This is a genomic window from Rahnella sp. P4_A8 (assembly GCF_056402435.1).
Map to the genome: position 1 here is coordinate 103,950 of NZ_JBFUHK010000009.1, position 22,004 is coordinate 125,953.

20 protein-coding genes are annotated in these 22,004 nt (G+C 54.4%); 9 read left to right on the top strand and 11 right to left on the bottom strand.

Features of this window, described 5'->3' with window-relative positions; genetic code table 11:
• Nucleotides 1-208 precede the first annotated feature (208 nt).
• Complete coding sequence (locus AC1DUO_RS07525; protein WP_015690229.1) at nucleotides 209-1,117, top strand: gluconeogenesis factor YvcK family protein; 909 nt, start codon at nucleotides 209-211, stop codon at nucleotides 1,115-1,117.
• Between the two features lie 64 nt (nucleotides 1,118-1,181).
• Here the strand turns inward: AC1DUO_RS07525 and AC1DUO_RS07530 are convergent, their stop codons facing one another.
• The 3 genes from AC1DUO_RS07530 to uvrB form a co-directional block, all read right to left on the bottom strand.
• On the bottom strand, nucleotides 1,182-1,706 hold the full coding sequence (locus tag AC1DUO_RS07530) for an isochorismatase family protein (RefSeq protein ID WP_015690230.1): 525 nt from the start codon (nucleotides 1,704-1,706) through the stop codon (nucleotides 1,182-1,184).
• 40 nt (nucleotides 1,707-1,746) lie between these two features.
• Entirely contained in the window at nucleotides 1,747-2,115 is a 369-nt protein-coding gene (locus AC1DUO_RS07535; RefSeq protein ID WP_013576381.1) for a VF530 family protein, read from the bottom strand.
• A gap of 66 nt (nucleotides 2,116-2,181) precedes the next feature.
• A complete protein-coding gene (uvrB, locus tag AC1DUO_RS07540; RefSeq protein WP_013576382.1) occupies nucleotides 2,182-4,188 on the bottom strand; it encodes an excinuclease ABC subunit UvrB in 2,007 nt (668 codons plus the stop codon).
• A gap of 1,156 nt (nucleotides 4,189-5,344) precedes the next feature.
• Here uvrB and AC1DUO_RS07545 point away from each other — a divergent pair.
• A complete protein-coding gene (locus AC1DUO_RS07545) occupies nucleotides 5,345-6,055 on the top strand; it encodes an ABC transporter ATP-binding protein (protein WP_013576383.1) in 711 nt (236 codons plus the stop codon).
• A gap of 4 nt (nucleotides 6,056-6,059) precedes the next feature.
• On the opposite strand, the gene bioD is transcribed toward AC1DUO_RS07545, so the two are convergent.
• The 4 genes from bioD to bioB form a co-directional block, all read right to left on the bottom strand.
• The gene (gene bioD / locus AC1DUO_RS07550) at nucleotides 6,060-6,740 is read right to left on the bottom strand and encodes a dethiobiotin synthase (protein WP_015690231.1); all 681 of its coding nucleotides are present in this window, start codon (nucleotides 6,738-6,740) and stop codon (nucleotides 6,060-6,062) included.
• A gap of 66 nt (nucleotides 6,741-6,806) precedes the next feature.
• On the bottom strand, nucleotides 6,807-7,598 hold the full coding sequence (gene bioC, locus AC1DUO_RS07555) for a malonyl-ACP O-methyltransferase BioC (RefSeq protein WP_015690232.1): 792 nt from the start codon (nucleotides 7,596-7,598) through the stop codon (nucleotides 6,807-6,809).
• A complete protein-coding gene (gene bioF / locus AC1DUO_RS07560) occupies nucleotides 7,582-8,733 on the bottom strand; it encodes an 8-amino-7-oxononanoate synthase (RefSeq protein ID WP_015690233.1) in 1,152 nt (383 codons plus the stop codon). The genes bioC and bioF overlap by 17 nt, the downstream gene beginning before the upstream one ends.
• 3 nt (nucleotides 8,734-8,736) lie before the next feature.
• Nucleotides 8,737-9,774: a biotin synthase BioB gene (bioB, locus tag AC1DUO_RS07565; protein WP_013576387.1), complete on the bottom strand. Its 1,038-nt coding sequence runs from the start codon at nucleotides 9,772-9,774 to the stop codon at nucleotides 8,737-8,739.
• 128 nt (nucleotides 9,775-9,902) lie between these two features.
• On the opposite strand from bioB, the gene bioA reads away from it, so the two are divergent.
• Nucleotides 9,903-11,180: an adenosylmethionine--8-amino-7-oxononanoate transaminase gene (gene bioA / locus AC1DUO_RS07570; RefSeq protein ID WP_112197386.1), complete on the top strand. Its 1,278-nt coding sequence runs from the start codon at nucleotides 9,903-9,905 to the stop codon at nucleotides 11,178-11,180.
• On the opposite strand, the gene AC1DUO_RS07575 is transcribed toward bioA, so the two are convergent.
• The gene (locus AC1DUO_RS07575; RefSeq protein WP_477986940.1) at nucleotides 11,181-12,134 is read right to left on the bottom strand and encodes a LysR substrate-binding domain-containing protein; all 954 of its coding nucleotides are present in this window, start codon (nucleotides 12,132-12,134) and stop codon (nucleotides 11,181-11,183) included.
• A gap of 155 nt (nucleotides 12,135-12,289) precedes the next feature.
• Between AC1DUO_RS07575 and AC1DUO_RS07580 the strand changes: the two genes are divergently transcribed.
• Together AC1DUO_RS07580 and AC1DUO_RS07585 are read left to right on the top strand one after the other, a co-directional pair.
• The gene (locus AC1DUO_RS07580; RefSeq protein ID WP_119261837.1) at nucleotides 12,290-13,444 is read left to right on the top strand and encodes a methionine aminotransferase; all 1,155 of its coding nucleotides are present in this window, start codon (nucleotides 12,290-12,292) and stop codon (nucleotides 13,442-13,444) included.
• A gap of 41 nt (nucleotides 13,445-13,485) precedes the next feature.
• Entirely contained in the window at nucleotides 13,486-14,265 is a 780-nt protein-coding gene (locus AC1DUO_RS07585; RefSeq protein WP_037037147.1) for an ABC transporter substrate-binding protein, read from the top strand.
• A gap of 160 nt (nucleotides 14,266-14,425) precedes the next feature.
• On the opposite strand, the gene aphA is transcribed toward AC1DUO_RS07585, so the two are convergent.
• Nucleotides 14,426-15,139: an acid phosphatase AphA gene (gene aphA, locus AC1DUO_RS07590; RefSeq protein ID WP_119261838.1), complete on the bottom strand. Its 714-nt coding sequence runs from the start codon at nucleotides 15,137-15,139 to the stop codon at nucleotides 14,426-14,428.
• Nucleotides 15,140-15,410: 271 nt separating this feature from the next.
• On the opposite strand from aphA, the gene AC1DUO_RS07595 reads away from it, so the two are divergent.
• The 4 genes from AC1DUO_RS07595 to AC1DUO_RS07610 all read left to right on the top strand — a co-directional run bounded on the left by AC1DUO_RS07595 (nucleotide 15,411) and on the right by AC1DUO_RS07610 (nucleotide 19,107).
• Complete coding sequence (locus AC1DUO_RS07595; RefSeq protein ID WP_013576393.1) at nucleotides 15,411-16,448, top strand: NADP-dependent oxidoreductase; 1,038 nt, start codon at nucleotides 15,411-15,413, stop codon at nucleotides 16,446-16,448.
• A gap of 41 nt (nucleotides 16,449-16,489) precedes the next feature.
• Nucleotides 16,490-17,185, top strand: a complete 696-nt coding sequence (locus tag AC1DUO_RS07600; protein ID WP_013576394.1) for a type 1 glutamine amidotransferase domain-containing protein — start codon at nucleotides 16,490-16,492, stop codon at nucleotides 17,183-17,185.
• Nucleotides 17,186-17,222: 37 nt separating this feature from the next.
• Nucleotides 17,223-17,705: a kinase inhibitor gene (locus AC1DUO_RS07605; RefSeq protein WP_013576395.1), complete on the top strand. Its 483-nt coding sequence runs from the start codon at nucleotides 17,223-17,225 to the stop codon at nucleotides 17,703-17,705.
• Nucleotides 17,706-17,826: 121 nt separating this feature from the next.
• A complete protein-coding gene (locus AC1DUO_RS07610) occupies nucleotides 17,827-19,107 on the top strand; it encodes a putative acyl-CoA thioester hydrolase (RefSeq protein ID WP_013576396.1) in 1,281 nt (426 codons plus the stop codon).
• 82 nt (nucleotides 19,108-19,189) lie between these two features.
• On the opposite strand, the gene AC1DUO_RS07615 is transcribed toward AC1DUO_RS07610, so the two are convergent.
• Together AC1DUO_RS07615 and pgl are read right to left on the bottom strand one after the other, a co-directional pair.
• Entirely contained in the window at nucleotides 19,190-20,701 is a 1,512-nt protein-coding gene (locus tag AC1DUO_RS07615; protein ID WP_119261839.1) for a methyl-accepting chemotaxis protein, read from the bottom strand.
• A 254-nt stretch (nucleotides 20,702-20,955) separates the two neighbouring features.
• The gene (gene pgl, locus AC1DUO_RS07620) at nucleotides 20,956-21,954 is read right to left on the bottom strand and encodes a 6-phosphogluconolactonase (RefSeq protein ID WP_013576398.1); all 999 of its coding nucleotides are present in this window, start codon (nucleotides 21,952-21,954) and stop codon (nucleotides 20,956-20,958) included.
• Between the last annotated feature and the right edge of the window lie 50 nt (nucleotides 21,955-22,004).

Consider the following 22,004-nt stretch of genomic DNA (forward strand, 5'->3'; position numbering starts at 1 on the left):
AAAGTCCTGAACGCCAAGATGGTTTTTCGTTATGTATTTTGATACATAACGATTTTTTACGACAAAAGGCTGCATTTTCAACGCTGAAACTGCCCGGTTTTTAATGTCCTGAGAGTGGCGTGAAGGGATAACATCTTGTTGCAAAATTAGGTAAAATCCGCCGCAGAAAACGATGTAAACCCGCCGCTCCCCATTTGAAAGGAAAACCATGCGCAACCGAACATTAGCAGACCTCGACCGGGTGGTGGCATTAGGCGGAGGTCACGGGCTGGGCCGTGTGATGTCTTCACTCTCGCTGCTGGGTCCGCGCCTGACCGGCATTGTGACGACCACCGATAACGGCGGTTCGACTGGCCGTATCCGCCGTTCCGTTGGCGGCATTGCCTGGGGTGATATGCGCAATTGCCTGAATCAGCTGATCACCGAACCGAGTCTGGCGTCGGCGATGTTCGAATACCGTTTCAGCGGCCAGGGCGAGCTGGATGGCCATAATCTTGGCAATCTGATGCTGCGCGCGCTGGATCATCTCACCGTGCGCCCGCTCGAAGCGATCAATCTGGTACGAAGCCTGCTGAAAGTCGACGCAGAACTGATCCCGATGTCAGAACAGCCGGTCGATCTGGCGGCCATTGATGCCAATGGTGAACACGTCCACGGCGAAGTCAACGTCGATAAACTGGCACAAATTCCGCGCGAACTGCGGCTGGAACCCCAGGTGTCCACCACGCGCGAAGCGTTACAGGCCATTGCTGAGGCAAATCTGATCCTGATCGGGCCGGGGAGTTTCTTTACCAGCCTGATGCCGTTGTTACTGATGAATGATCTGACAACCGCGCTGCGCCGCAGCCGGGCGCATATCGTGTATATCGGAAATCTGGGGAAGGAACTGAGTGTCGCCGCCGCGTCGCTGACGCTGGACGACAAACTGGATATGATCGAGAAACGCATCGGCCGCCGCGCCGATGCCGCGATTGTCGGGCCGAAAGTCAAAATCGGCGGAAGCGCCACTGAACATCTGATTATTCAAAGCCCGCTCGAAGCCAGTGATGTGCCCTATCGTCATGACCGCGACATGTTACGCATGGCGATTGAAGAGGCGCTGCAAAAAATGATCTGATTGGTAAACATCAGAGATAAGAAAGGCCGCGCGATGCGGCCTTTTTTGCGTCCGAAAACTGAATTTACTGCCAGTCAGCCAGGATTTCCGCAGTGGTTTTTACCGTTACCGGATTTCCCGGCACAGATAACTCACGCCACACTTCATTATGCTGCCCGATCAGTTGCTGCGCCGTCGCGTGTGTGCGATCGCCGGTAGTGTGCGCATCTGACGCAACCGTCACGGCATAGCCTTTGCTGGCAGCGATTTTGATGGTGGTGTCTACGCAATAATCCGTTGCACAACCGCAAAGGGTAAAACGGGTCGCATTCAGTTCCTGCAGAACGTTATCGAGTGAAGTGCGGTAGAAGGAATCACAGGCGGTTTTAGTCACAGAAATCGCGCCTTCCGGCTGATGCAATTCCGGTAATATCTGCCAGAATTCGCTGCCTTCGGTCATTTCACCTTCAGCGTGCTGAATGAAAATAACCCGCCCTGCCCGGTCAATCAGCTGATTAATGCGCTCAGCCCGTCCGCTGCGGTCATAACGCGGGGAAGCGAACACCCCGTTTTGCATATCCACCACGATAAGAACATGTTGCTCTGACACGATCCTTCCCCTCAAATGAACAGAATGAAATGCGCGTAAATTACTTTTTCACCAGCGGATGGTTATTCCACGGGCTGTCGGCAGCCGGTTTGGCGGTGCTGACTTTTGGCTTTTGCGGAGCCTGTGCTGAGAGCGGTGTGCGGCGCTTGCTGCGGGTCATATCCGGGCGCAGATGACCTTCAATGAAATCCAGATACAGCGTTTCCACTTCCTTACGCGCCCACGGCGTGCGGCGCAGAAATTTCAGGCTGGATTTCACACTCGGGTCGCTTTTGAAGCAGTTGATATTCACCTGTGAGGCCAGCGCCGGCCAGCCAAAGTTATCCACCAGCGTTGTCAGCAGTTTTTCCAGCGTGACGCCGTGCAGCGGATCTTTCGCTGCGCCAGGGTTTTGTGGTGTATCAGTCATTGGCTCGCTCTTCGTTAAAATGTCTGGGTCATGATTTTTAAGCCGCGCAGTCTACCACCCTTCTCGTTACGAAATCGCAATAAACTGCTCACGCAGGGCATGCAACTCGTCGCGCGTGTTGGCCGCCTCTTCGAATTCCAGATTTTGCGCGTGCGCATACATCTTGCTTTCCAGCTCCTTGATGCGTTGCTCCAGCGCTTTCGGCGTAAGCGATTTGAAGGTTTGCGCCGCTTCGGCATCGCGTTTGTCTTTGTTCTTTTTGGTTTTCGGCTGACCGAGTTGCAGGATGTCGGAGATCTTCTTGTTCAGCCCCATCGGCGTGATGCCGTTTTCGAGGTTGTACGCTTCCTGTTTGGCGCGACGTCGTTCGGTTTCTTCAATGGCGCGGGCCATTGAATTGGTAATTTTATCACCGTACAGAATCGCTTTACCGTTGAGGTTACGCGCCGCACGGCCGATGGTCTGGATAAGCGAACGTTCAGAACGCAGGAAGCCTTCCTTGTCCGCATCGAGAATCGCCACCAGCGACACTTCCGGCATGTCCAGCCCTTCGCGCAGTAAGTTGATGCCGACCAGCACGTCAAATTCCCCCAGACGCAAATCGCGGATAATCTCGACGCGCTCGACGGTATCGATATCAGAGTGCAGGTAACGCACCTTCTCGCCGTGTTCCTCCAGATACTCAGTCAGATCCTCGGCCATACGCTTGGTGAGCGTGGTGACCAGCACACGCTCGTTAATCGCCACACGCTTGCGGATTTCAGACAGCAGGTCATCAACCTGCGTGGTTACCGGTCGCACTTCGATGATCGGATCCAGCAAACCGGTCGGACGCACGACCTGATCGACCACATCGTCACCGGATTTCTCCAGCTCGTATTTGCCCGGCGTGGCCGAGACATAAATACTTTGCGGCGCCAGGGCTTCGAATTCCTCAAAACGCATCGGGCGGTTATCCAGCGCCGAAGGCAGACGGAAACCGTATTCCACCAGCGTTTCTTTACGCGAGCGGTCGCCTTTGTACATACCGCCGATTTGCGGAATGGTGACGTGCGATTCATCGACAATCAGCAGGCCGTCAGCCGGCAAATAATCAAACAGCGTCGGCGGCGGCTCGCCCGGCCCGCGGCCAGACAGATAACGTGAGTAGTTTTCGATACCGGAGCAATAACCCAGCTCGTTCATCATTTCGAGATCAAACTGCGTACGCTGGCTGATGCGCTGTTCTTCCAGCAATTTGTTGTTGGCCAGCAACACTTTGCGGCGATCCGCCAGTTCGACTTTAATTTCTTCCATCGCCTGCACAATACGTTCGCGTGGCGTGACGTAGTGCGTTTTCGGGTAGATGGTGAAACGCGGCACTTCATGCTGCACCTGGCCTGTCAGCGGATCAAACAGCGAAAGGCGTTCAACTTCCTGATCAAATAACTCAATGCGCAGCGCCAGATCGTCCGATTCAGCCGGGAACACATCAATCACTTCGCCACGCACGCGGAAAGTACTGCGCTGGAAAGCCTGATCGTTGCGTGCATATTGCAGTTCCGCCAGACGACGCAGGATCGAACGCTGATCGATAATCATCCCTTTGGTCAGGTGAAGCATCATTTTCAGGTATAAGTCCGGGTCGCCCAGACCGTAAATCGCTGAAACAGAGGCCACCACAATGACATCGCGCCGTTCGAGCAGCGCTTTGGTGGCAGAAAGACGCATCTGCTCAATGTGTTCGTTCACCGAGGCGTCTTTTTCGATAAAGGTATCGGAACTCGGAACATACGCCTCAGGCTGATAATAGTCATAGTAAGAGACGAAATATTCGACGGCGTTTTCCGGGAAGAACTCTTTCATCTCGCCGTATAACTGTGCGGCCAGCGTTTTGTTGGGGGCAAGCACCATCGTCGGACGGTTCAGATCCGCAATCACATTCGCCACGGTAAAGGTTTTTCCTGAACCGGTTACCCCGAGCAATGTCTGGTGCGCCAGTCCGTTCTCCAGCCCTTCTTCCAGACGGCGTATTGCCTCAGGCTGGTCACCTGACGGTTTAAATTCGGAATGCAGTTTGAACTCTTTACTCATGACGGGCTACCTGACTGAAATGGGAATGCATAGGGCCGTGCGCGCTGAACGGGTGAACAGTTTGCGGAAAAATAGTATGAAAGACTTCGCGATTTTTGCCAGCCCTGATTTTACCTTCGCTATAATACTGTATATAAAACCAGCTTCCAATCGATAAAAAGTGTTGGCGTTTTAACGTGCTGTCGATGCTGCACTTTTTTAGGATATGACGAATGAGAATTCTCACCATCAGATGACATTTTTTCCCAAAATCCGCATTCCCTCCATTTTCTGACCACAGGTTGACGAAGATTGACACAACTATGACGAACGAATTACGGCTGTATTGCTTTTAACTAACTCGTTGATTAAAAACAGTATCATTAAAAAGCTGCGAATACGGGCAAACTAAGCGGAACCCGCATGCTGACTCGTCTGTAGCAACTTTTCTCACTCTCATGCACAAGGTTATCCACAGGAATAGTGGATAAGTCCCAGCACGCCCCGCGCTGCGGGAGTTGGTAAAAAACTGAATTTTGCCTTCGGTGAGTCTGAAAGGTCTTTTTTAGTTATTTTTTATCTTTTTTATCTCCTTATTTATGCCTATTTTGCCTAAATTTCTGGGCTGATGTTTCTTGCAAAAACCAAAAGTGCATCTCACCAGAATTTTTTGCTCACGTTTGTCCATGTGTTTGCACCAAAAACAGTGAAGACGGCACTGGCAAAGTGCAGTTCAGCCTGGACTACTCCTTATGGGGTAATCTCAAAAACCTCAGAAATGCTAATGAATAATCCGAAATCATCAGCGGCGCGCCTGTTAACACCCCTGTAACTTCTCTTTCCCTGGCCGTTTTTACAAACTTGGCCTGAGAGTTGCAACGTCTCTGCATGTGGAGGTTGCGACAGCCGGAACTGCTTTTTTCGCCCCGCCATAAAAAATGAGAATTTCCCTGCTTTCAGGCAGGAAAAATCATTTTTAGCACAAGGAAATGCCCCTTAACCCCATTTATCACTGATTAAGGGGGATTTATCTGTAATTGATGCTGTCAGGTTAGCCGTCAACAAACGGAATTAAATTCTGCGTTGGGGCATTAACAGCGGAACATAAATGTCAGAAATATGACAGTGGCCGTCAAAATGAAGTTCAGCGGAAGGCTCCGTGCGGGAGGGAGGTCTGATGTTAAGTGTAAAATCAGTTAATCAGTATTATGGGCAAAAACATATTCTGTGGGATATCAATCTCGAACTGTACCGCGGTCAATGTACCTGCCTGATCGGGCGAAATGGCGTGGGAAAAACCACGCTGGTGAACTGCATCATGGGGCATCTTCCGGTGAAAAGCGGCGCCATCTCCTGGCAGTCGCGTGACGAAGAGCCGCAAAGTCTGCTGAATTTGCCGGTCGAAAGCCGCGCCCAAATGGGGATCGGTTATGTGCCACAGGGACGGCAGATTTTTTCGCAGATGAGCGTCGATGAAAACCTGCAAATCGCCATGATGGCCAGCCGGAATAAGACCCGTCGCGTGCCGGAAGAGGTGTATGACCTGTTTCCGACATTAAAGGAGATGGGGGCGCGCAAAGCCGGTGAGCTCGATGAAAGCCAGCAGCAGCAACTGGCAATCAGTCGTGCGCTGGTTCAGGAACCTGAATTACTGATTCTGGATGAACCGACCGAGCACACCAGCGCATCGATGGCGGCAAACATGGGCAATATCATTCACCGCCTGAACCGTGATCTCGGCCTGACATTGTTGCTGGTCGGTCATAAACTGCCGTTCATCCGCAGCGTTGCCGACCGGTTCTGCCTGGTCGACGGCGGACGCAACATCGCGCAAGGCACACTGGCGCAGCTTGACGATACATTAGTCAAAAATTATCTGACCGTCTGACGTCTCATGCCGTGAGACGGTTAAGATGAAGATACTGTCCCAAATTAACGTCAGTTCCGGCACTCAGGTACGGGATCTCGCCCAGCAAAGGCGCAGGCAGCATACGCGTGAGCGTATCCATGTATGCCTGATGATGCTTCCCCGTTTCCTGTACGTCGTTAGCTATCCAGCCCGCCAGATGCAACCCGCTTTGTGTGATGGCCTGCGCCGTCAGCACGGCGTGATTAATGCAACCCAGCCGCATGCCTACCACTAACACTACCGGCAACTGCTCGGCGATAACCCAGTCAGCAAAGGTATAATCTGCCGTCAGCGGTGTGTACCAGCCGCCTGCGCCTTCCACCACCACCCAGTCCGCCAGCGGTTCGAGATGACGTAATCCGTCTGATAGCACCCGCGGATCAATCGGCCGTTTTTCCAGTTCGCTGACGACATGTGGCGAAGTCGGTTCGATAAAGGTGCAGGGGTTCACTTCGTCATAACGCAGCCCGACGGTGCTGTAAGCCTGTAACGCCAGCGCATCACTGTTGCGCGGGCCTTCGCCGGTCATTTCACTGCCGGATGCCACCGGTTTGTATCCGGCTGTTTTGTGTCCTGCCTGCGCGGCAGCCTGCAAAAAAGCGGTGGTCGCGACGGTTTTACCGACTTCAGTGTCGGTGCCGGTAATAAAGTATTTTTGTTTCATGATTTATTTTAATAAAAGCCTGGTGTTGGTTCTGGCTCCCTCCCCCTGCGAAGGGGGAGGAGTAAATCAGCGTGGGATAAGTTCTTCGACCTGCAAAATGCCGTAGACCAGCCGGTAGTTGAGCGGCAGGATGCCGTCGCGGCGGGCATAGTGTTTGTCCAGCAATTGCAGACGTTCACGCCCGCCCAGACCGCCGAGGCGGCCATTTTTGATGTGCGTCGCACCGATGCCTTTCAGCGAGCGCAGCAGCGACATCACATCGGGGAATTGAGCAACATGATCGCTGAAGGTCACATCATGGCGATACGGCGCGCAGGCTTCGGCGATTTTGTCCGGCGTCAGGAACTGATTCACGTGACGTCGGCCATCGACCTTCATCCATGCTGCGGCCAGCTCATTGAGCGAACCTTCTGCCAGCGTGGAAAACAGCACCAGCCCGCCGTTGCGGGTGACGCGGTGCATTTCTTCCAGTGCGCGTGGCAGTGCGTTACACCACTGCACCGCCAGATTGCTGAAGCAGATATCGACAGAGTTGTCGGCAAACGGCAAACGTTCGATGTCGCCCGGCACGTATTCATCAGCAGAATCCAGCTCACGGGCGCGATTTAACATGCCCTCAGAGAGATCCAGCGCAATGACATTTTTACCCTGCGCACGCCAGTAACGGCTGAAGTGGCCGGTGCCACAGCCCGCATCGACGACAATCTTGCCGGCGTCTTGCAGATACGGCGCTGCCAGCGCCAGTAATTCCTCACCCACATCACGCTGCAACTGTGCGGCGTTTTCGTAACTGATGGCGGCGCGACTGAACGCATCGGCCACCGCTTGTTTGTTCACTAATTCAGTGACTGCACCCATGAAGGGACTCCAGCAAAAAATCGATATCTTCCGGCTCATGCGCCGCTGTCAGAGTAATGCGCAGCCGCGCACTGCCCGGTGGCACCGTCGGTGGACGGATGGCGCTGACCCACAATCCGCGATCGCGCAAGGTGGATGCCAGATCCAGCGCGGGCTGGTTTTCACCCACAATCACCGGCTGGATCGCCGTCTGTGAACCGGTCAGCGGATACGGCAAACCGGCGGCACCCGCGCGAAAACGGGCAATATTGGCGGCCAGTTTATCACGCAGACCGTCATCCTGCCGGACTCGTGCCAGTGCAGCCTGTAACGCGCACACCTGCGCGGCGGGCATCGACGTGCTGTAAATCAGATGGCGGGCAAACTGCAACAGGTAATCGGCGGTAGCATCATCACACAACACCGCCGCGCCGCTGCAACCGAAAGCTTTTCCGAATGTGACCACCAGCAGTTCCGGCCGGATGCCCTGTTGCCAGCAACTGCCGCGCCCTTCTTCACCGGTAACGCCCACACCGTGCGCGTCATCGACCATCAGCCAGCTACCGTGCGCTTTGGACAAGTTATGCAGATCAGCCAGCGGCGCGGCGTCGCCGTCCATACTGAATACACCTTCGGTCACCACCAGCGTTTCACCGGCTACCGGTTTTTCCAGCAGGCGCTGCAGGGAATCCGGCTGATTGTGGTGAAAACGCCGCAACTGCGAAGGTGCATGGGCTGCGGCTTCCAGTAAAGACGCGTGACTGAGTTTGTCAGCCAGCACGCGATCCTCAGCCTGCATCAGCGCCGCGAGAATCGCCTGATTCGCCGCAAAACCGGAGATAAACAGCAAAGCCCGCGGATATCCCTGCCACTGCGCCAGTTGTTGCTCAAACGCGGCATGCACCTCGCTGTAACCGGTGACGTGTCCTGAACCGCCGCTGCCGACACCGTATTTAGCCGCACCCTGCTGCCACGCGGCGATCACCTCAGCGTCCTGACTCAGGCCGAGATAATCGTTACCGGAAAAATTCAGATAACGCCGCCCGCCCTGCGTCAGAAAACGCGCACTGCCGCCCTCATTCGGCTGCCGTACACGAAATGCCGCCGCCTGTTTGCGCGCCGCCACCGCGTCGTTGATCCGCGTTTGCCAGCTCACCGGTTATACCGCAGCGTTGTAGAACTGATCGGTATCGGCGTGGACCAGCTGCTCGGCAAGCGCGGCCTGCTGCTGGTTATCGCCCATTTCTGTTTCAAATGACTGCGGGTTAAGCCCCAGCTTGCCGAACAGAATCAGGTCTTTATCTTCTGCCGGGTTTGGCGTGGTCAGCAGTTTGCAGCCGTAGAAGATGGAGTTGGCACCGGCCATAAAGCACATCGCCTGGGTCTGCTCACTCATCTGCTCACGTCCGGCAGACAGACGCACATAAGATTGCGGCATCATGATGCGCGCGACCGCGATCGTGCGGATGAAATCAAACGGATCCACATCGTCATTATCCGCCAGCGGCGTACCTTTCACTTTCACCAGCATGTTGATCGGCACACTTTCCGGCGGCACCGGCAGGTTTGCCAGTTGCATCAGCAAACCGGCGCGGTCTTTGACGGTTTCACCTAACCCCACAATGCCGCCGGAACAGACTTTAATGCCCGCGCCGCGCACTTCCGCCAGCGTATCCAGGCGTTCCTGATAGCTGCGGGTCGTTATGATGCTGCCGTAAAATTCCGGCGAGGTATCAAGGTTATGGTTGTAGAAATCCAGCCCGGCGTGCGCCAGACGCTGTGCCTGCGTAGTGTTCAGCGTGCCGAGGGTCATGCAGGTTTCCATGCCCATTTCTTTCACGCCCTGCACCATCTGCTCGAGGTACGGCATGTCACGATCGTGCGGGTTTTTCCACGCCGCGCCCATACAGAAACGGGTTGAACCGGCGGCTTTCGCCTGTCGGGCAGATTCGAGCACCTGCTCGACTTGCATCAGACGTTCAGATTCCAGCCCGGTTTTGTAACGGGAACTTTGAGGGCAATATTTACAGTCTTCGGGACAGGCACCGGTTTTGATCGACAGCAAGGTGCTGACCTGAACCTGTCGCGGGTCAAAATGCTGACGGTGAATTTGCTGCGCTTCGAACATCAGCTCCAGGAATGGCTTATCGAACAGAGCCTGCGTTTTTTCCAGCGTCCAGTGGGTGCGGGCAGTCATTGCGACTCCTTTAAAAAGTGTTCAGTTGTATTTTTTTCATAATCCGTAAACCATTTTTAATTTGTTTTGGTTTACCGTCAACGTTAAAATTATTTTTTAGTTTACAGCTTACGCCTCAGGATTCGTTTATGACCCCCGCCGATATTGAATTCGACCAGCGCCACATCTGGCATCCGTATACCTCTATGACCAAACCGCTGCCCGCCTATCCGGTGGAATCCGCGTCCGGCGTGATGTTGCAGCTGGCTGATGGCCGCAAACTGGTTGATGGCATGTCGTCCTGGTGGGCGGCAATCCACGGTTACAACCATCCGCAGTTGAACCAGGCGGCCATCGAACAAATCGGAAAAATGTCACATGTGATGTTTGGCGGGATCACCCATCCGCCGGCGGTTGCGTTGTGCCGCCGTCTGGTAGAAATGACCCCCGCCGGGCTGGAATGCGTGTTTCTGGCGGATTCTGGTTCGGTGGCCGTTGAAGTAGCACTGAAAATGGCGATGCAATACTGGCAGGCGCGCGGTGAAAAACGCCAGACGTTGCTGACCCTGCGCAACGGCTATCACGGCGACACCTTTGGCGCGATGTCAGTCTGTGACCCGCAAAACTCGATGCACAGTTTGTATCAGGGTTATCTGCCACAGCATCTGTTCGCCGATGCGCCGCAGAGCCGTTTTGACGGGGAATGGGATGAGGCGGATATCGCGCCATTTGCCAAAATGCTGGACGAAAATCACCGCAAAATCGCCGCAGTCATTGTAGAACCCATCGTTCAGGGGGCGGGCGGGATGCGGATTTATCACCCGTTGTATCTCAAACGCGTGCGTAAGTTATGCGATGAATATGGCGTGTTGCTGATTGCCGATGAAATTGCCACCGGATTTGGCCGCACCGGCAAGCTGTTTGCCTGTGATCACGCCGGGATTTCGCCGGATATCCTCTGCCTCGGCAAAGCCCTGACCGGCGGCTACATGACACTTTCCGCCACGCTCACCACCCGCCATGTGGCGCAGGTGATCAGTGACGGCGAGGCGGGATGTTTCATGCACGGCCCGACATTTATGGGCAATCCGCTGGCCTGCGCGGTCGCCAGCGCCAGCCTGCATTTACTTGCGGAAAACCGCTGGCAGGCGCAGGTATTGAGCATTGAGAAACAGCTGAATGCCGGTTTACAGCCGCTGGCAGCACATCCGGCGGTCGCCGATGTGCGGGTGCTCGGGGCGATTGGTGTGGTGGAAATGCGCCAGCCGGTAGACATGGCGCAATTGCAGAAGCATTTCGTCGGTCAGGGCGTGTGGATCCGCCCGTTCGGCAAGCTGATTTACCTGATGCCGCCGTACATCATTTCACCTGAAGAACTGAGCAAACTGACCGGCGCAATCGCCAGCGCACTGACTGCGCTTTACTGATTAGCCTGTGGTGACTAACCGGTGCGAGGTAGATAACAGCGCGCTCAGTTTTTCCCGGCTGAGCCGCGCTTCTTCATTAAGAAAATCAATTGCCACTTTCAGCGCAGGGGTCGGATTTTCCGGATACAGCAACGTATAAGACGCGCCGCTTGCCACGCACAGCGGGAACGGCGCAATCACCCTTCCCGCCTGCAAATCATCTTCAATTAATGTCAGATCGCCTATCGCCACACCGTAGCCCTGCAACGCCGAATTGATCGCCAGATCCAGCGTATCGAAATGCTGTGATTTGGCTGACGGCAATCCCTGTACGCCCTCCTCCCGCAGCCACAACAACCAGTCGCGACGGTCACGCGTCGGGTGAAGCAGCGTTTTATCGGCCAGATCCGCCACTTTCGTTTTCCCTTTATGACGCGGCGGAAACTCCGGCGTACACACCGGCGTCAGCACTTCATCAAACAGATGATGCGCCCGGCGCTGTGATTCCGGCGGACGACCAAACACTACGGCAGCATCAAAATGTTCGTTGCTGAAATCCACGCCGTGGGCGATGGAAGCTGTCAGCTCAATCTGCAAATCCGGCCTGTCGTTTTGTAGCTGGATAACACGCGGCAACAGCCAGCGCATGGAACAGGTCGGGCATTTAATGCGTAAGGTATCCGGATGCGAACCCACACGTTGCAGGGCTTCTCCCATCAGCGCCAGTGCCTGTTGTACCGGCGGCAACAACTGCGCCCCGCGCGGGGTCAGCGTCAGCCCGCGGGCCTGACGTAAAAACAACGGATAACCCAGCGTGGCCTCAAGTCCGGTGATCTGGCGACTGACCGCGCCCTGGGTGATGTGCAGCAACGCCGCCGCGTGTGTCAGATTCAAGGTTTGCGCAACCACGGCAAAGGTTTTCAGCACGTTGAGCGAGGGTAAATTCAGATACGGCAGTTCAGGAGAAAAACTCACAGTTACCTCGTCAGAAACGTTATAAAGCCATGACTTCAGATCATAACGAGTATGACAAACTTTCCATTGTCGGCACAGGGGAACTATTGCTTAATCATTCAACACCCGTTTTTACCTTCTCATGGCCACCTGGCCTGCTTTTTGGGGAAAATGCTATGAAGAGCGCCATGTCGCCCCTGTCAAAATTACCTGACGTCGGCACCACCATTTTTACCGTTATCGGCCAGCTCAGCGCTGAACATAACGCCCTGAACCTGTCACAGGGGGCACCGAATTTCTCATGCCAGCCCGCGTTAATCGACAGCGTCGCAAAAGCCATGCGCGAGGGGCATAACCAGTACGCACCAATGAGTGGCGTGGCGGCATTACGCCATGCGTTGTCCGCCAAAGTCGAAGCGCTTTATGGCTGCAAATATGATGCCGACAGCGAAGTGACGGTGATTGCCAGCGCCAGCGAAGGCCTGTATTCCGCCATCAGCGCCCTGGTACATCCGGGCGATGAAGTCATTTATTTCGAGCCGTCATTTGACAGCTATGCACCGATCGTCCGTTTACAGGGCGCGAAGCCGGTGGCTATCGGCCTGTCGCTGGATGATTTCAGCATCGACTGGGATCAGGTCTCCAGCGCGATCAACAGCCGCACGCGAATGATCATCATCAACAGTCCGCATAACCCGACCGGTGCCATTTTCACTGAATTTGATATCGAACGACTGACCGCGCTGACCCAAGACACCGACATCGTGATTTTGTCCGATGAAGTGTATGAGCACGTGGTGTTCGACGGCGAGCGCCACGAAAGCATGGCCTGCTATCCGCAACTGGCTGAGCGCAGCGTGATTGTGTCGTCTTTCGGCAAAACCTATCACGTCACCGGCTGGCGTGTGGGTTATTGCCTGGCACCGGCAGAACTGATGGATGAAATCCGCAAAGTGCATCAGTTTATGGTGTTCTCTGCCGATACGCCGATGCAGGTCGCATTCGCCGAAGCGCTGGCTGACCCGCAAAGTTATCTGGGACTGGCCGATTTTTATCAGCAAAAACGCGACCTGCTGGCCGAAGCCCTCAGCGAATCCCGCTTTGAATTACTGCCAAGCCGTGGCAGTTTCTTTATGCTGGCGCGTTTTAGTCATTTCAGTCCGCTGACCGACGACGAATTTGTGCTGAGCCTGATCCGCGATCATCAGATCGCGACCATTCCGCTGTCAGCCTTTTACAGCAATAACCAACCAACAGGGCTTATCCGTCTGAGCTTTGCCAAAGATAACGACACGTTGTACGAAGGCGCACGCCGGTTGTGTCGCGTCTGAACCTTTGTATTCATCTCAATAACGCCGGGGAATTGTGAATAATGAAAAAATTGAAAATCGCATTGCTGTTAGGTTGTGCCGTCGCGTCTTTCTCCGCACTGGCGGACGGTTCCACGCTCAAATTTGGTCTGGAAGCGCAATATCCACCGTTCGAATCGAAAAGTGCGACCGGTGAATTACAGGGTTTTGATATCGATCTGGGCAACGCCGTCTGCGCCGCCGCCAGTGTGAAATGCGACTGGTACGACACTTCTTTCGACGGCCTGATTGCGGCCCTGCAGGCGCGTAAATTTGATGCGATTAACTCGGCGATGAACGTGACGGATAAACGTCGTCAGGCGATTGATTTTACCAACGTGATTTACCGCGTCCCCACCAAACTGATTGCGAAGAAAGATTCCGGCCTGCTGCCGACCACGGAGTCGCTGAAAGGCAAGCATATCGGCGTGTTACAGGGGTCGATTCAGGAAAGTTATGCGCAGGCACACTGGGCACCGAAAGGCGTGGATATCGTCTCTTATCAGGATCAGAATCAGGTGTATCTGGATCTGTCATCCGGTCGTCTCGACGGCACATTAGTGCTGGCCCCGGCCGGTCAGACCGGTTTCCTGTCGCGTCCGGACGGTAAAGATTACGGCTTCGTCGGTGACGCCGTACGCGATGATAAAATTCTCGGCAGCGGCATCGCCTTCGGCCTGCGTAAAGGCGATACCCAGTTGAAAGAAAAGCTGGATACAGCGATCGCTAAAGTGCAAAAAGATGGCGTGGTGAAAGAGCTTTCGAAGAAATACTTTGGTGATATTGATGTGAGCGTGAAGTAAAGCCGCCAGGAAGACAGGTTTTACTTTTGCGCCTCCCTCTGCGAAGGGGGAGGCCGGGAGGGAGTTTTTAAGGGCTAACACCTTATCAAAAAAACCTCAACCCATTGATTTTGCTTTAATACCCCACCCCAGCCCTCCCCTTCGCAGGGGTGGGTGCCACTTAATACTCAGAATTCACAATGACTTCTTCTCCAAACGCACCGGCTTGTGGCAGCGGTTTATAGCTGGAGTTTGACGCACGCAGTACGCGGATCCCCCTCGCGCTCACGGCCTGAGCGGCAGTGATATCATTGTCAGAGTCGCCATAAAACACTTTAATTTGCTTATCTTTCAGCCACTGCGTTTTTGTGTTCTGACCGGCTTTGTCACCGGCGAAAATAACCGCATTCACTTTGTCCTGCGGGATTTGGAAATCGTTCTGCAGCGTCTTCGTCACGGTCTCAGTTTTGGTTTCGCTGCGGCCGGTCACGAAGTAAATGCTGTCGCCGCGTTTAAGGTGCATGGCAATCAGGCTCTTTGCCACCTCTTTTGGCATGCTGAAATCATCCCAGCCGTTGTTCATTTTCTCCCAGAATTTCGGGTTCTTCAGATAATCCTGTTTTCCGGGGGAAAACTCGACCTGCCCGCGGTAAAAGCCCGGCGAGGAAAACAACACCGTGTCATCGATATCAAAACCGACAGCTATTGGCGGGCGGCCGTTCAGGCTGTTTTCAATTTGCGCGACCGACACCCAGTGAACCGGCGATTGCTGCGCGAGTTGCGCCACATTGACGCCCGGCCAGAGCGGCGCGGGCGCGGGCTCTTTGGCGAAGGCAGACTGATTCAGGCTGAGCAACAGGAAAACGGCACTCAGTGCCAGAGGAGTTTTACGCATTAGGATCCCTTTTTTATGCTTATTAATCTTGCAGATAAAGTGGAGCAACAGGTCAAAAATCTTACCGACCATACCTGTGCAACCTGCAGATTTAAAGGAATTTTCCGGCAGATGTCATAGGAAAAGATGATGGTCACATTTCAGGGAAAAATCGCAGGGTTTATTCAAACATGGCATAAAGCGCTTGGTTCGAAAACTGTTTAGCGTCCTATACTTATTCCCAATTACGTTAGCTTTTAACTTTCTTATAAGAAAACGAAAAGGAATGACTATGCCCCAGTTACAGTCTGAAAACCGCCGCATCGTGCTGGCTTCACGCCCTCACGGCAAACCCGTCGATGACAATTTCCGTCTGGAAAAAGCGCCGTTACCGCAGGCCAGAGACGGTCAGTTATTGCTGCGTACCGTGTGGCTTTCGCTCGACCCGTACATGCGCGGACGTATGAGCGATGCGCCTTCTTACGCTGCGCCGGTACAAATCGGTGAAGTAATGACCGGCGGCGCAGTTTCCCGCGTGGTGGAATCAAAAAGCCCGGATTTTAAAGCCGGGGATTTCGTGGTCGGCAGCACCGGATGGCAGGATTATTCCGTGGCCGACGCCAAAGCCGTGAAGAAACTCGAAGGCGCGGCACTCAAACAACCTTCCCTTGCACTCGGTGTTTTAGGCATGCCGGGCTTCACCGCTTTTATGGGGCTGCTGGATATTGGCGAACCCAAGCCGGGGGAAACGCTGGTCGTTGCTGCAGCGACCGGGCCGGTCGGCTCGCTGGTCGGACAAATTGGTAAAATCAAAGGCTGTCGCGTGATCGGGATTGCCGGTGGTGAAGAGAAATGCCGCTATGCCGTTGAACATTTCGGTTTCGATGAGTGTCTCGATCACCGCGCCCCGGATCTGGATAAACGCCTGAAAGCGGCCTGCCCGGATGGCATTGATGTGTATTTTGAAAACGTCGGTGGCGCGGTGTTTGATGCCGTATTGCCGCTGCTCAATACCAAAGCGCGTATTCCGCTGTGCGGGCTGGTTTCCCAATATAACGCGACCGGTCTGAAAGAGGGACAAGATCGCCTTTCCCTGCTGACCGGCACCATTCTGAAGAAACGCATGCGTGTGCAGGGCTTTATTATTTTTGATGATTACGGCCATCGCTATCCGGAGTTTGCAAAACAGATGAGCGAATGGTTTGAACAAGGGAAAGTGAAATTCCGCGAAGATATCGTGGAAGGATTAGAGAATGCACCGCAGGCGTTCTTTGGCCTGCTTGAGGGTAAAAACTTTGGCAAACTGGTCGTTCGTGTCGGTCAGGACTGATTACTCCTTAACTAAAGCTGACGGCGTCCACAGGAGGTAACATGAAATTACTGATTGTATTGACATCACACGATAAGCTCGGCGAAACCGGTAAGAAAACCGGTTTCTGGCTGGAAGAATTTACCGCGCCTTATTACGAGTTTCTGGATGCAGGCGCCGGGCTGACGCTGGCCTCGCCGAAAGGCGGACAGCCACCACTCGATCCGAAAAGTGATGAGCCGGATGCGCAGACCGAAACAACCGAACGCTTCCGCAGTGATAAAGATGCGCAGAAGGTGCTGGCGAACACGCACAAACTTGCTGATGTTAACGCTGATGACTTCGATGCCATTTTCTATCCGGGTGGTCACGGACCGTTGTGGGATCTGTCTGAAGACCCGCATTCCATCGCGCTGATCCAGGCTTTCTGGGCAGCGGGCAAACCGGTTTCTGCGGTCTGCCACGCGCCGGGGGTGTTGCGCAATGTGCTGGTGGAAGATGGCACGCCGCTGGTGAAAGACAAGCGCGTAACCGGCTTTAGTAACAGCGAAGAAGACGCGGTTGGCCTGACCGACATCGTGCCTTTTTTGGTTGAAGACGAGCTGAAGAAAAATGGCGGCGATTACAGTAAGGCAGCGGACTGGCGGCCTTATGCCGTCACCGATGGCAAACTGATCACCGGTCAGAATCCGGCCTCTTCCAGAGCAGTCGCGCAGGCATTACTGAAAATGCTGGGCGGCGGCGAGGTCGGCAAGTAATCTGCCCGTGACTATTTCATCATCTGAAGAGGGTTCTATGGCATTTACACTCACCAGTAATGATTTGCGCGATGGCGACAAAATGCCGGAAACGCAGGTTTTTAACGGTATGGGCTACAACGGCGACAACCTTTCGCCGCATCTGGCCTGGTCCGGTGCCCCCGAGGGCACCAAAAGTTTTGTGATAACCGTTTATGACCCGGATGCCCCGACCGGCTCCGGCTGGTGGCACTGGGGCGTCGCGAATATTCCGGCAGACGTCACCGAATTGCCGCAAGGCGCGGGCTCCGGCAAAGGCGGTTTACCTGCCGGTGCCGTGCAGACCCGCACCGATTTTGGCAAAGCCGGTTATGGCGGCGCAGCCCCTCCGCAGGGCGAACACCATCACTATCATTTCACCGTATACGCCATCGATACTGAAACGCTGGAAGTCGATGAGAATGCCAGCGGCGCGTATCTCGGCTTCAATGTGCATTTCCATACTCTCGGCAAAGCATCACTGACAGTGATATACAGCTGATTCCTGTGGTATAAAAGACGCAGAAAAGGTGGTCAGTTTTACTGGCCACCGTTTTTTTATTGCGGCGATGACCGCAACATTGAAAAAAAGAACAATCTTCTTCATCAAGGAGTCAGTCACAGTGAAAATTTCCACCCTGTCGCGCGCGTGCGCTATGTTGTCTGCCAGCCTGATCCTGGCGGCATGCAGCAGCAGCCATCAAGGCTTATCCAGCCAGGTTGCTCCGGGCACCGCGTCACTGCCCGTGTTATCAGCGGACGAAGCGGCCAATTTTACAACGAAAAATTATCTGGCCTTTGGCGGCCCTTCTTTGCAGGTTCAGCAACAGGGCTGGTTCCCTAAACTGGCCAGCACTGACGGTGTGAACACCCATTTCGTGGTCGGCCCGCAGTTAGGCACCGACGGCGCAGAATACTCTAACGTTCAGATGGCGGTAAACGCGGCACTGGCTGTGCGTAACCACGGTGAACGTATCTTCATTAAAATCCTGCCAGGCACTTACAACGGCGCCGTGTACATCCCGGCGGGTTCACCACCGGTCACCTTATTCGGTGCGGGCAACAGCTCTGCTGATGTGACCCTCGCACAAGGTCTGGAAGCCGCAGCGGCACCCGCCACTTACCGTTCAACAGTCAGTCCTAACGGCCAGTTCCTGCCGGGCGATCGCGCGTTCTATATGTTCCAGAACTGCGCCACCCTGACCACTGAAACCATCGGCACCGGCTGTACCGCGACCGTGTGGTCACAAAGCAACGGTGTGCAGATTCAGAACCTGACCATCGGCAATTCCCTGCTCGATACTGTTGACGGGGGCGATCATTCCGCCGTTGCGCTGCGTACCGACGGTGACAATGTGATTCTGGATAACGTGCGCCTGATTGGCCGCCAGAATACCTTTATGGTGAACACCGCCAACATCCACAACCAGACTGACAACAGTCGTTACAGCCGTGCATACGTGCATAACAGCCTGATCGTGGGTGATGTGGATTACGTATTTGGCCGGGCGAATGCCGTCTTTGACCACGTTGAATTCCACACCGTCAGCAGCCGTGGCGTGAAACAGGCGTCTGTCTTTGCGCCAAACACGCCAGCAGCTGCACCGTATGGCTTCCTGGTGATCGACAGCAACCTGACCGGCGACCGTGGCTTCGAGCAGGCTGCGAAAGCGAAAATGGGGCGTGCGTGGGATGCTGATGGCGCAAGCAGCCAGCTGGTAATCCGCGACAGCAGCTTCGACAACAGCTATGACCAGATGAATCCGTGGGGCGCTTCTGTCTTCTCCGGCCAGCCATTTGCCGGCAACGTGCCAAAAGATGAGAAACAACAGCGCAATCTGAATGACACTAACTTCAACCGCCTGTGGCAGTACAACAACGTGCTGACACAGCCTGCGAAGTAATTCAGTCTGATGCCATGAAAAAACCGCCGGGGTTGCCTCCGGCGGTTTTTTTTCGTTCTGCGGACTTCGTTCTGCGAAAATGTTACAACGCTTCGTTGCCCAGACGGAATACCGACACCGTGCGTTCCAGATTCACCGCCTGCTCATCGAGCGAAGCCGCCGCACTGGCAGACTGCTGAACCAGCGCCGAGTTTTGCTGGGTGACGGTATCCATCTCTGCCACCGCCTGCGCAATCTGACTGATGCCGCGACTTTGCTCGTCAGACGCCGATGCGATCTCATGAATGATTTGCGTGACATGACGGACAGAGCCGACGATTTCTTCCATGGTGTCACCCGCTTTGCCAACCAGCACAGAGCCGTTATTGACGTTAATCACCGATTTACCAATCAGCCCTTCAATCTCTTTCGCCGCCTGCCCGCTGCGCTGCGCAAGGCTGCGGACTTCGCTGGCGACCACGGCAAAACCGCGGCCCTGCTCCCCTGCCCGCGCCGCTTCAACCGCAGCATTCAGCGCCAGAATATTGGTCTGGAAAGCGATGCTGTTGATGACCGTGGTAATTTCGGAAATCTGCTTCGAACTGACAGTAATCTCTTTCATCACGCCCACGACATCGGCCACCAGTTTACCCCCCCGTGCCGCCGTATTGGCCGCATCGGAGGCCAGCTGACTGGCCTGCGCGGCATTGTCGGCGTTCTGTTTCACCGTTGAGGTCAGTTGTTCCATGCTGGCCGCTGTTTGCCCCAGCGCTGCCGCCTGCTCTTCGGTACGGGCTGACAGATCGATATTACCTGCGGCTATTTCGCCCGAAGCGCGGGTCACCTGCGTTACGCCTTCGCGGATATCACCGATGATGCCGTGCAGGTTCTGGTTCATGGTTTCAATGGCGCGGCTCAGTTGCCCCACTTCGTCAAAACTGTGGCTGGTGGCATGAGTAGAAAGATCACCGGCAGCGATACGTTCTGCGGTTTGCAGCGTGCGGCGCAGAGGAAGTGTCAGTTGACGGGTCATGCGCCACGAAATCAACACACCGGCAACCACAGTCGCCACAATGATCACCAGCATTTCAGAAATGGTGCGCGTCACTTCGTTATGCAGATTGTTCATCTCATGATCGAGCAACGTGTTAGACGCAGAGGTCAGGGCCAGCCCGGCTTCGGCCAACTGCGCGGTGATTTTTTCCGCATCGCTGCCTGCCGGAGGATTCAGCGTGTGCTGCCAGCTTTCACGATAACGGCGGATATTTTCCGGCATGGTTTCCACCAGACGCTGGTCTTGCGGATCCCAGGAGTACGCCTCAACATCAGCCTGACGGGCTTCCAGTTTATCCAGCGCCTGGCGGTTTTCTTCAACAAATTTGGGGTCTTTGCTGGCCATATATGAAAGCCGGGTAAATTTGGCATCGCTCAGCAAATCGTTAACGGTCTTAAGCAAGGACGCCTTTTCAGCGCGTTGATTGATGCTGGTCAGATGGTAGATACCGGACACAGCGATAAAGGATCCCAGAAGCAACACCAGCGCAAATCCTGCACCGAGCTTGCTGGCAATTGAGGCATGGCGAACCCGGCCAGCGATCCCTGAAAGTACATTCATTTTCTTCTCCCTGATAACCAAAAGGACTGACTCTGAAGTGGCAACGCCACCGAAAAATCAGTGAATAACGGGAGAGTTATCGACCAGCAATGTTCAACATTTATAGAAACATTAAAATATTTCTTATCAATAGCACGTATAGCACAGGCAATAAAAAAGCCCCTTATTACAGGGGCTTGATCATTATTTCAGAGCGGTATTATTGATCAGTTAAAAATAAATCATTAGATAAACTAACCAGTAAACAGCCGTGATTAATTAATTTCCAGAATGCTTACCCACATCGGGCCTTTGCCCACCGCGTAGGTTTTCAACGTCGTCAGCTGACCGTTTTGCGGATCAATTTTCGCCACTTCAATCGCATCCGATTTCTGCCCTGCGGTGATCACATACTGGCCGGAGTGATCAATATTGAAACCACGCGGCTGTGTCTGGGTGGCGTGATGCCCGGCCAGTTCAAGCACGCTGCCATCTTCTGAGACGGTCAGCACAGAAATCAGGCTGGCAGTACGGTCTGAGGCATACAGGAATTTGCCGTCCGGCGTGATGTGCAAATCGGCCGCCCAGCAGGTGCCGGTGAAATCAGCGGGCATAATCCCCAGTGTCTGCACCTGACGGTATTCGCCGCTGGTGACGTCTTTCTGGTACACATCCACGCTGCTGTTCAGCTCATTTACACAGTAGGCAAAATGATGATTCGGGTGGAATGCCATATGACGCGGGCCCGCACCCGCTGCGGTTTTCAGCTCCGGCGCGTTATGCGGCGTCGCTTCGCCGTTCACACTGAAGTCAAACTGGCGGATACGGTCTTCTTTCAGCGCCGGGATCATCAGCACCTGATTGGTCGGGTCAATATTGGCTGAGTGCGGAGCCTGGATGTTTTCCAGCACCTGCACCGGGGCCAGCGCGAGGCCTTTTTCATCCAGCGGATGAATGCTGACATTGTTAAAGCTGTAGGACGCGGAGAACACAAAACGCCCCTGAAGGTCTATACCCAGATGCGTCGGACTGCCCGGCAGAGGTGCCATCGCGGCTTCTTCCAGTTTACCTTCATGGTCGATGCGGTAGGTCAGCACGCCGAACTCAGGACGTACGCCGACGTAAAGACGATGACCATCGGGATGAATCACCATCGGCTGAACCTGTCCCGGAACGTCCACCGTTTGCAGCAGGCTCAGTTCACCATTGTCTGCCAGACGAAAAGCGTGGATTTGCTGGCTCTCAGGGCTGGCAATGTAGACAACTTGCTTCATCACATCTCCTTATTAAGACTGAATGAGTCGTTATGTTTTTTACAGCGTAG

What these genes read in the sequence shown, in the direction of transcription:
- AC1DUO_RS07525 (WP_015690229.1), top strand. Translation starts at nt 209, where the DNA reads ATGCGCAACCGAACATTAGCAGACCTCGACCGGGTGGTGGCATTAGGC.
- AC1DUO_RS07535 (WP_013576381.1), bottom strand. Translation starts at nt 2,115, where the DNA reads ATGACTGATACACCACAAAACCCTGGCGCAGCGAAAGATCCGCTGCAC.
- uvrB (WP_013576382.1), bottom strand. Translation starts at nt 4,188, where the DNA reads ATGAGTAAAGAGTTCAAACTGCATTCCGAATTTAAACCGTCAGGTGAC.
- AC1DUO_RS07545 (WP_013576383.1), top strand. Translation starts at nt 5,345, where the DNA reads ATGTTAAGTGTAAAATCAGTTAATCAGTATTATGGGCAAAAACATATT.
- bioD (WP_015690231.1), bottom strand. Translation starts at nt 6,740, where the DNA reads ATGAAACAAAAATACTTTATTACCGGCACCGACACTGAAGTCGGTAAA.
- bioC (WP_015690232.1), bottom strand. Translation starts at nt 7,598, where the DNA reads ATGGGTGCAGTCACTGAATTAGTGAACAAACAAGCGGTGGCCGATGCG.
- bioB (WP_013576387.1), bottom strand. Translation starts at nt 9,774, where the DNA reads ATGACTGCCCGCACCCACTGGACGCTGGAAAAAACGCAGGCTCTGTTC.
- bioA (WP_112197386.1), top strand. Translation starts at nt 9,903, where the DNA reads ATGACCCCCGCCGATATTGAATTCGACCAGCGCCACATCTGGCATCCG.
- AC1DUO_RS07580 (WP_119261837.1), top strand. Translation starts at nt 12,290, where the DNA reads ATGAAGAGCGCCATGTCGCCCCTGTCAAAATTACCTGACGTCGGCACC.
- AC1DUO_RS07585 (WP_037037147.1), top strand. Translation starts at nt 13,486, where the DNA reads ATGAAAAAATTGAAAATCGCATTGCTGTTAGGTTGTGCCGTCGCGTCT.
- aphA (WP_119261838.1), bottom strand. Translation starts at nt 15,139, where the DNA reads ATGCGTAAAACTCCTCTGGCACTGAGTGCCGTTTTCCTGTTGCTCAGC.
- AC1DUO_RS07595 (WP_013576393.1), top strand. Translation starts at nt 15,411, where the DNA reads ATGCCCCAGTTACAGTCTGAAAACCGCCGCATCGTGCTGGCTTCACGC.
- AC1DUO_RS07600 (WP_013576394.1), top strand. Translation starts at nt 16,490, where the DNA reads ATGAAATTACTGATTGTATTGACATCACACGATAAGCTCGGCGAAACC.
- AC1DUO_RS07605 (WP_013576395.1), top strand. Translation starts at nt 17,223, where the DNA reads ATGGCATTTACACTCACCAGTAATGATTTGCGCGATGGCGACAAAATG.
- AC1DUO_RS07615 (WP_119261839.1), bottom strand. Translation starts at nt 20,701, where the DNA reads ATGAATGTACTTTCAGGGATCGCTGGCCGGGTTCGCCATGCCTCAATT.
- pgl (WP_013576398.1), bottom strand. Translation starts at nt 21,954, where the DNA reads ATGAAGCAAGTTGTCTACATTGCCAGCCCTGAGAGCCAGCAAATCCAC.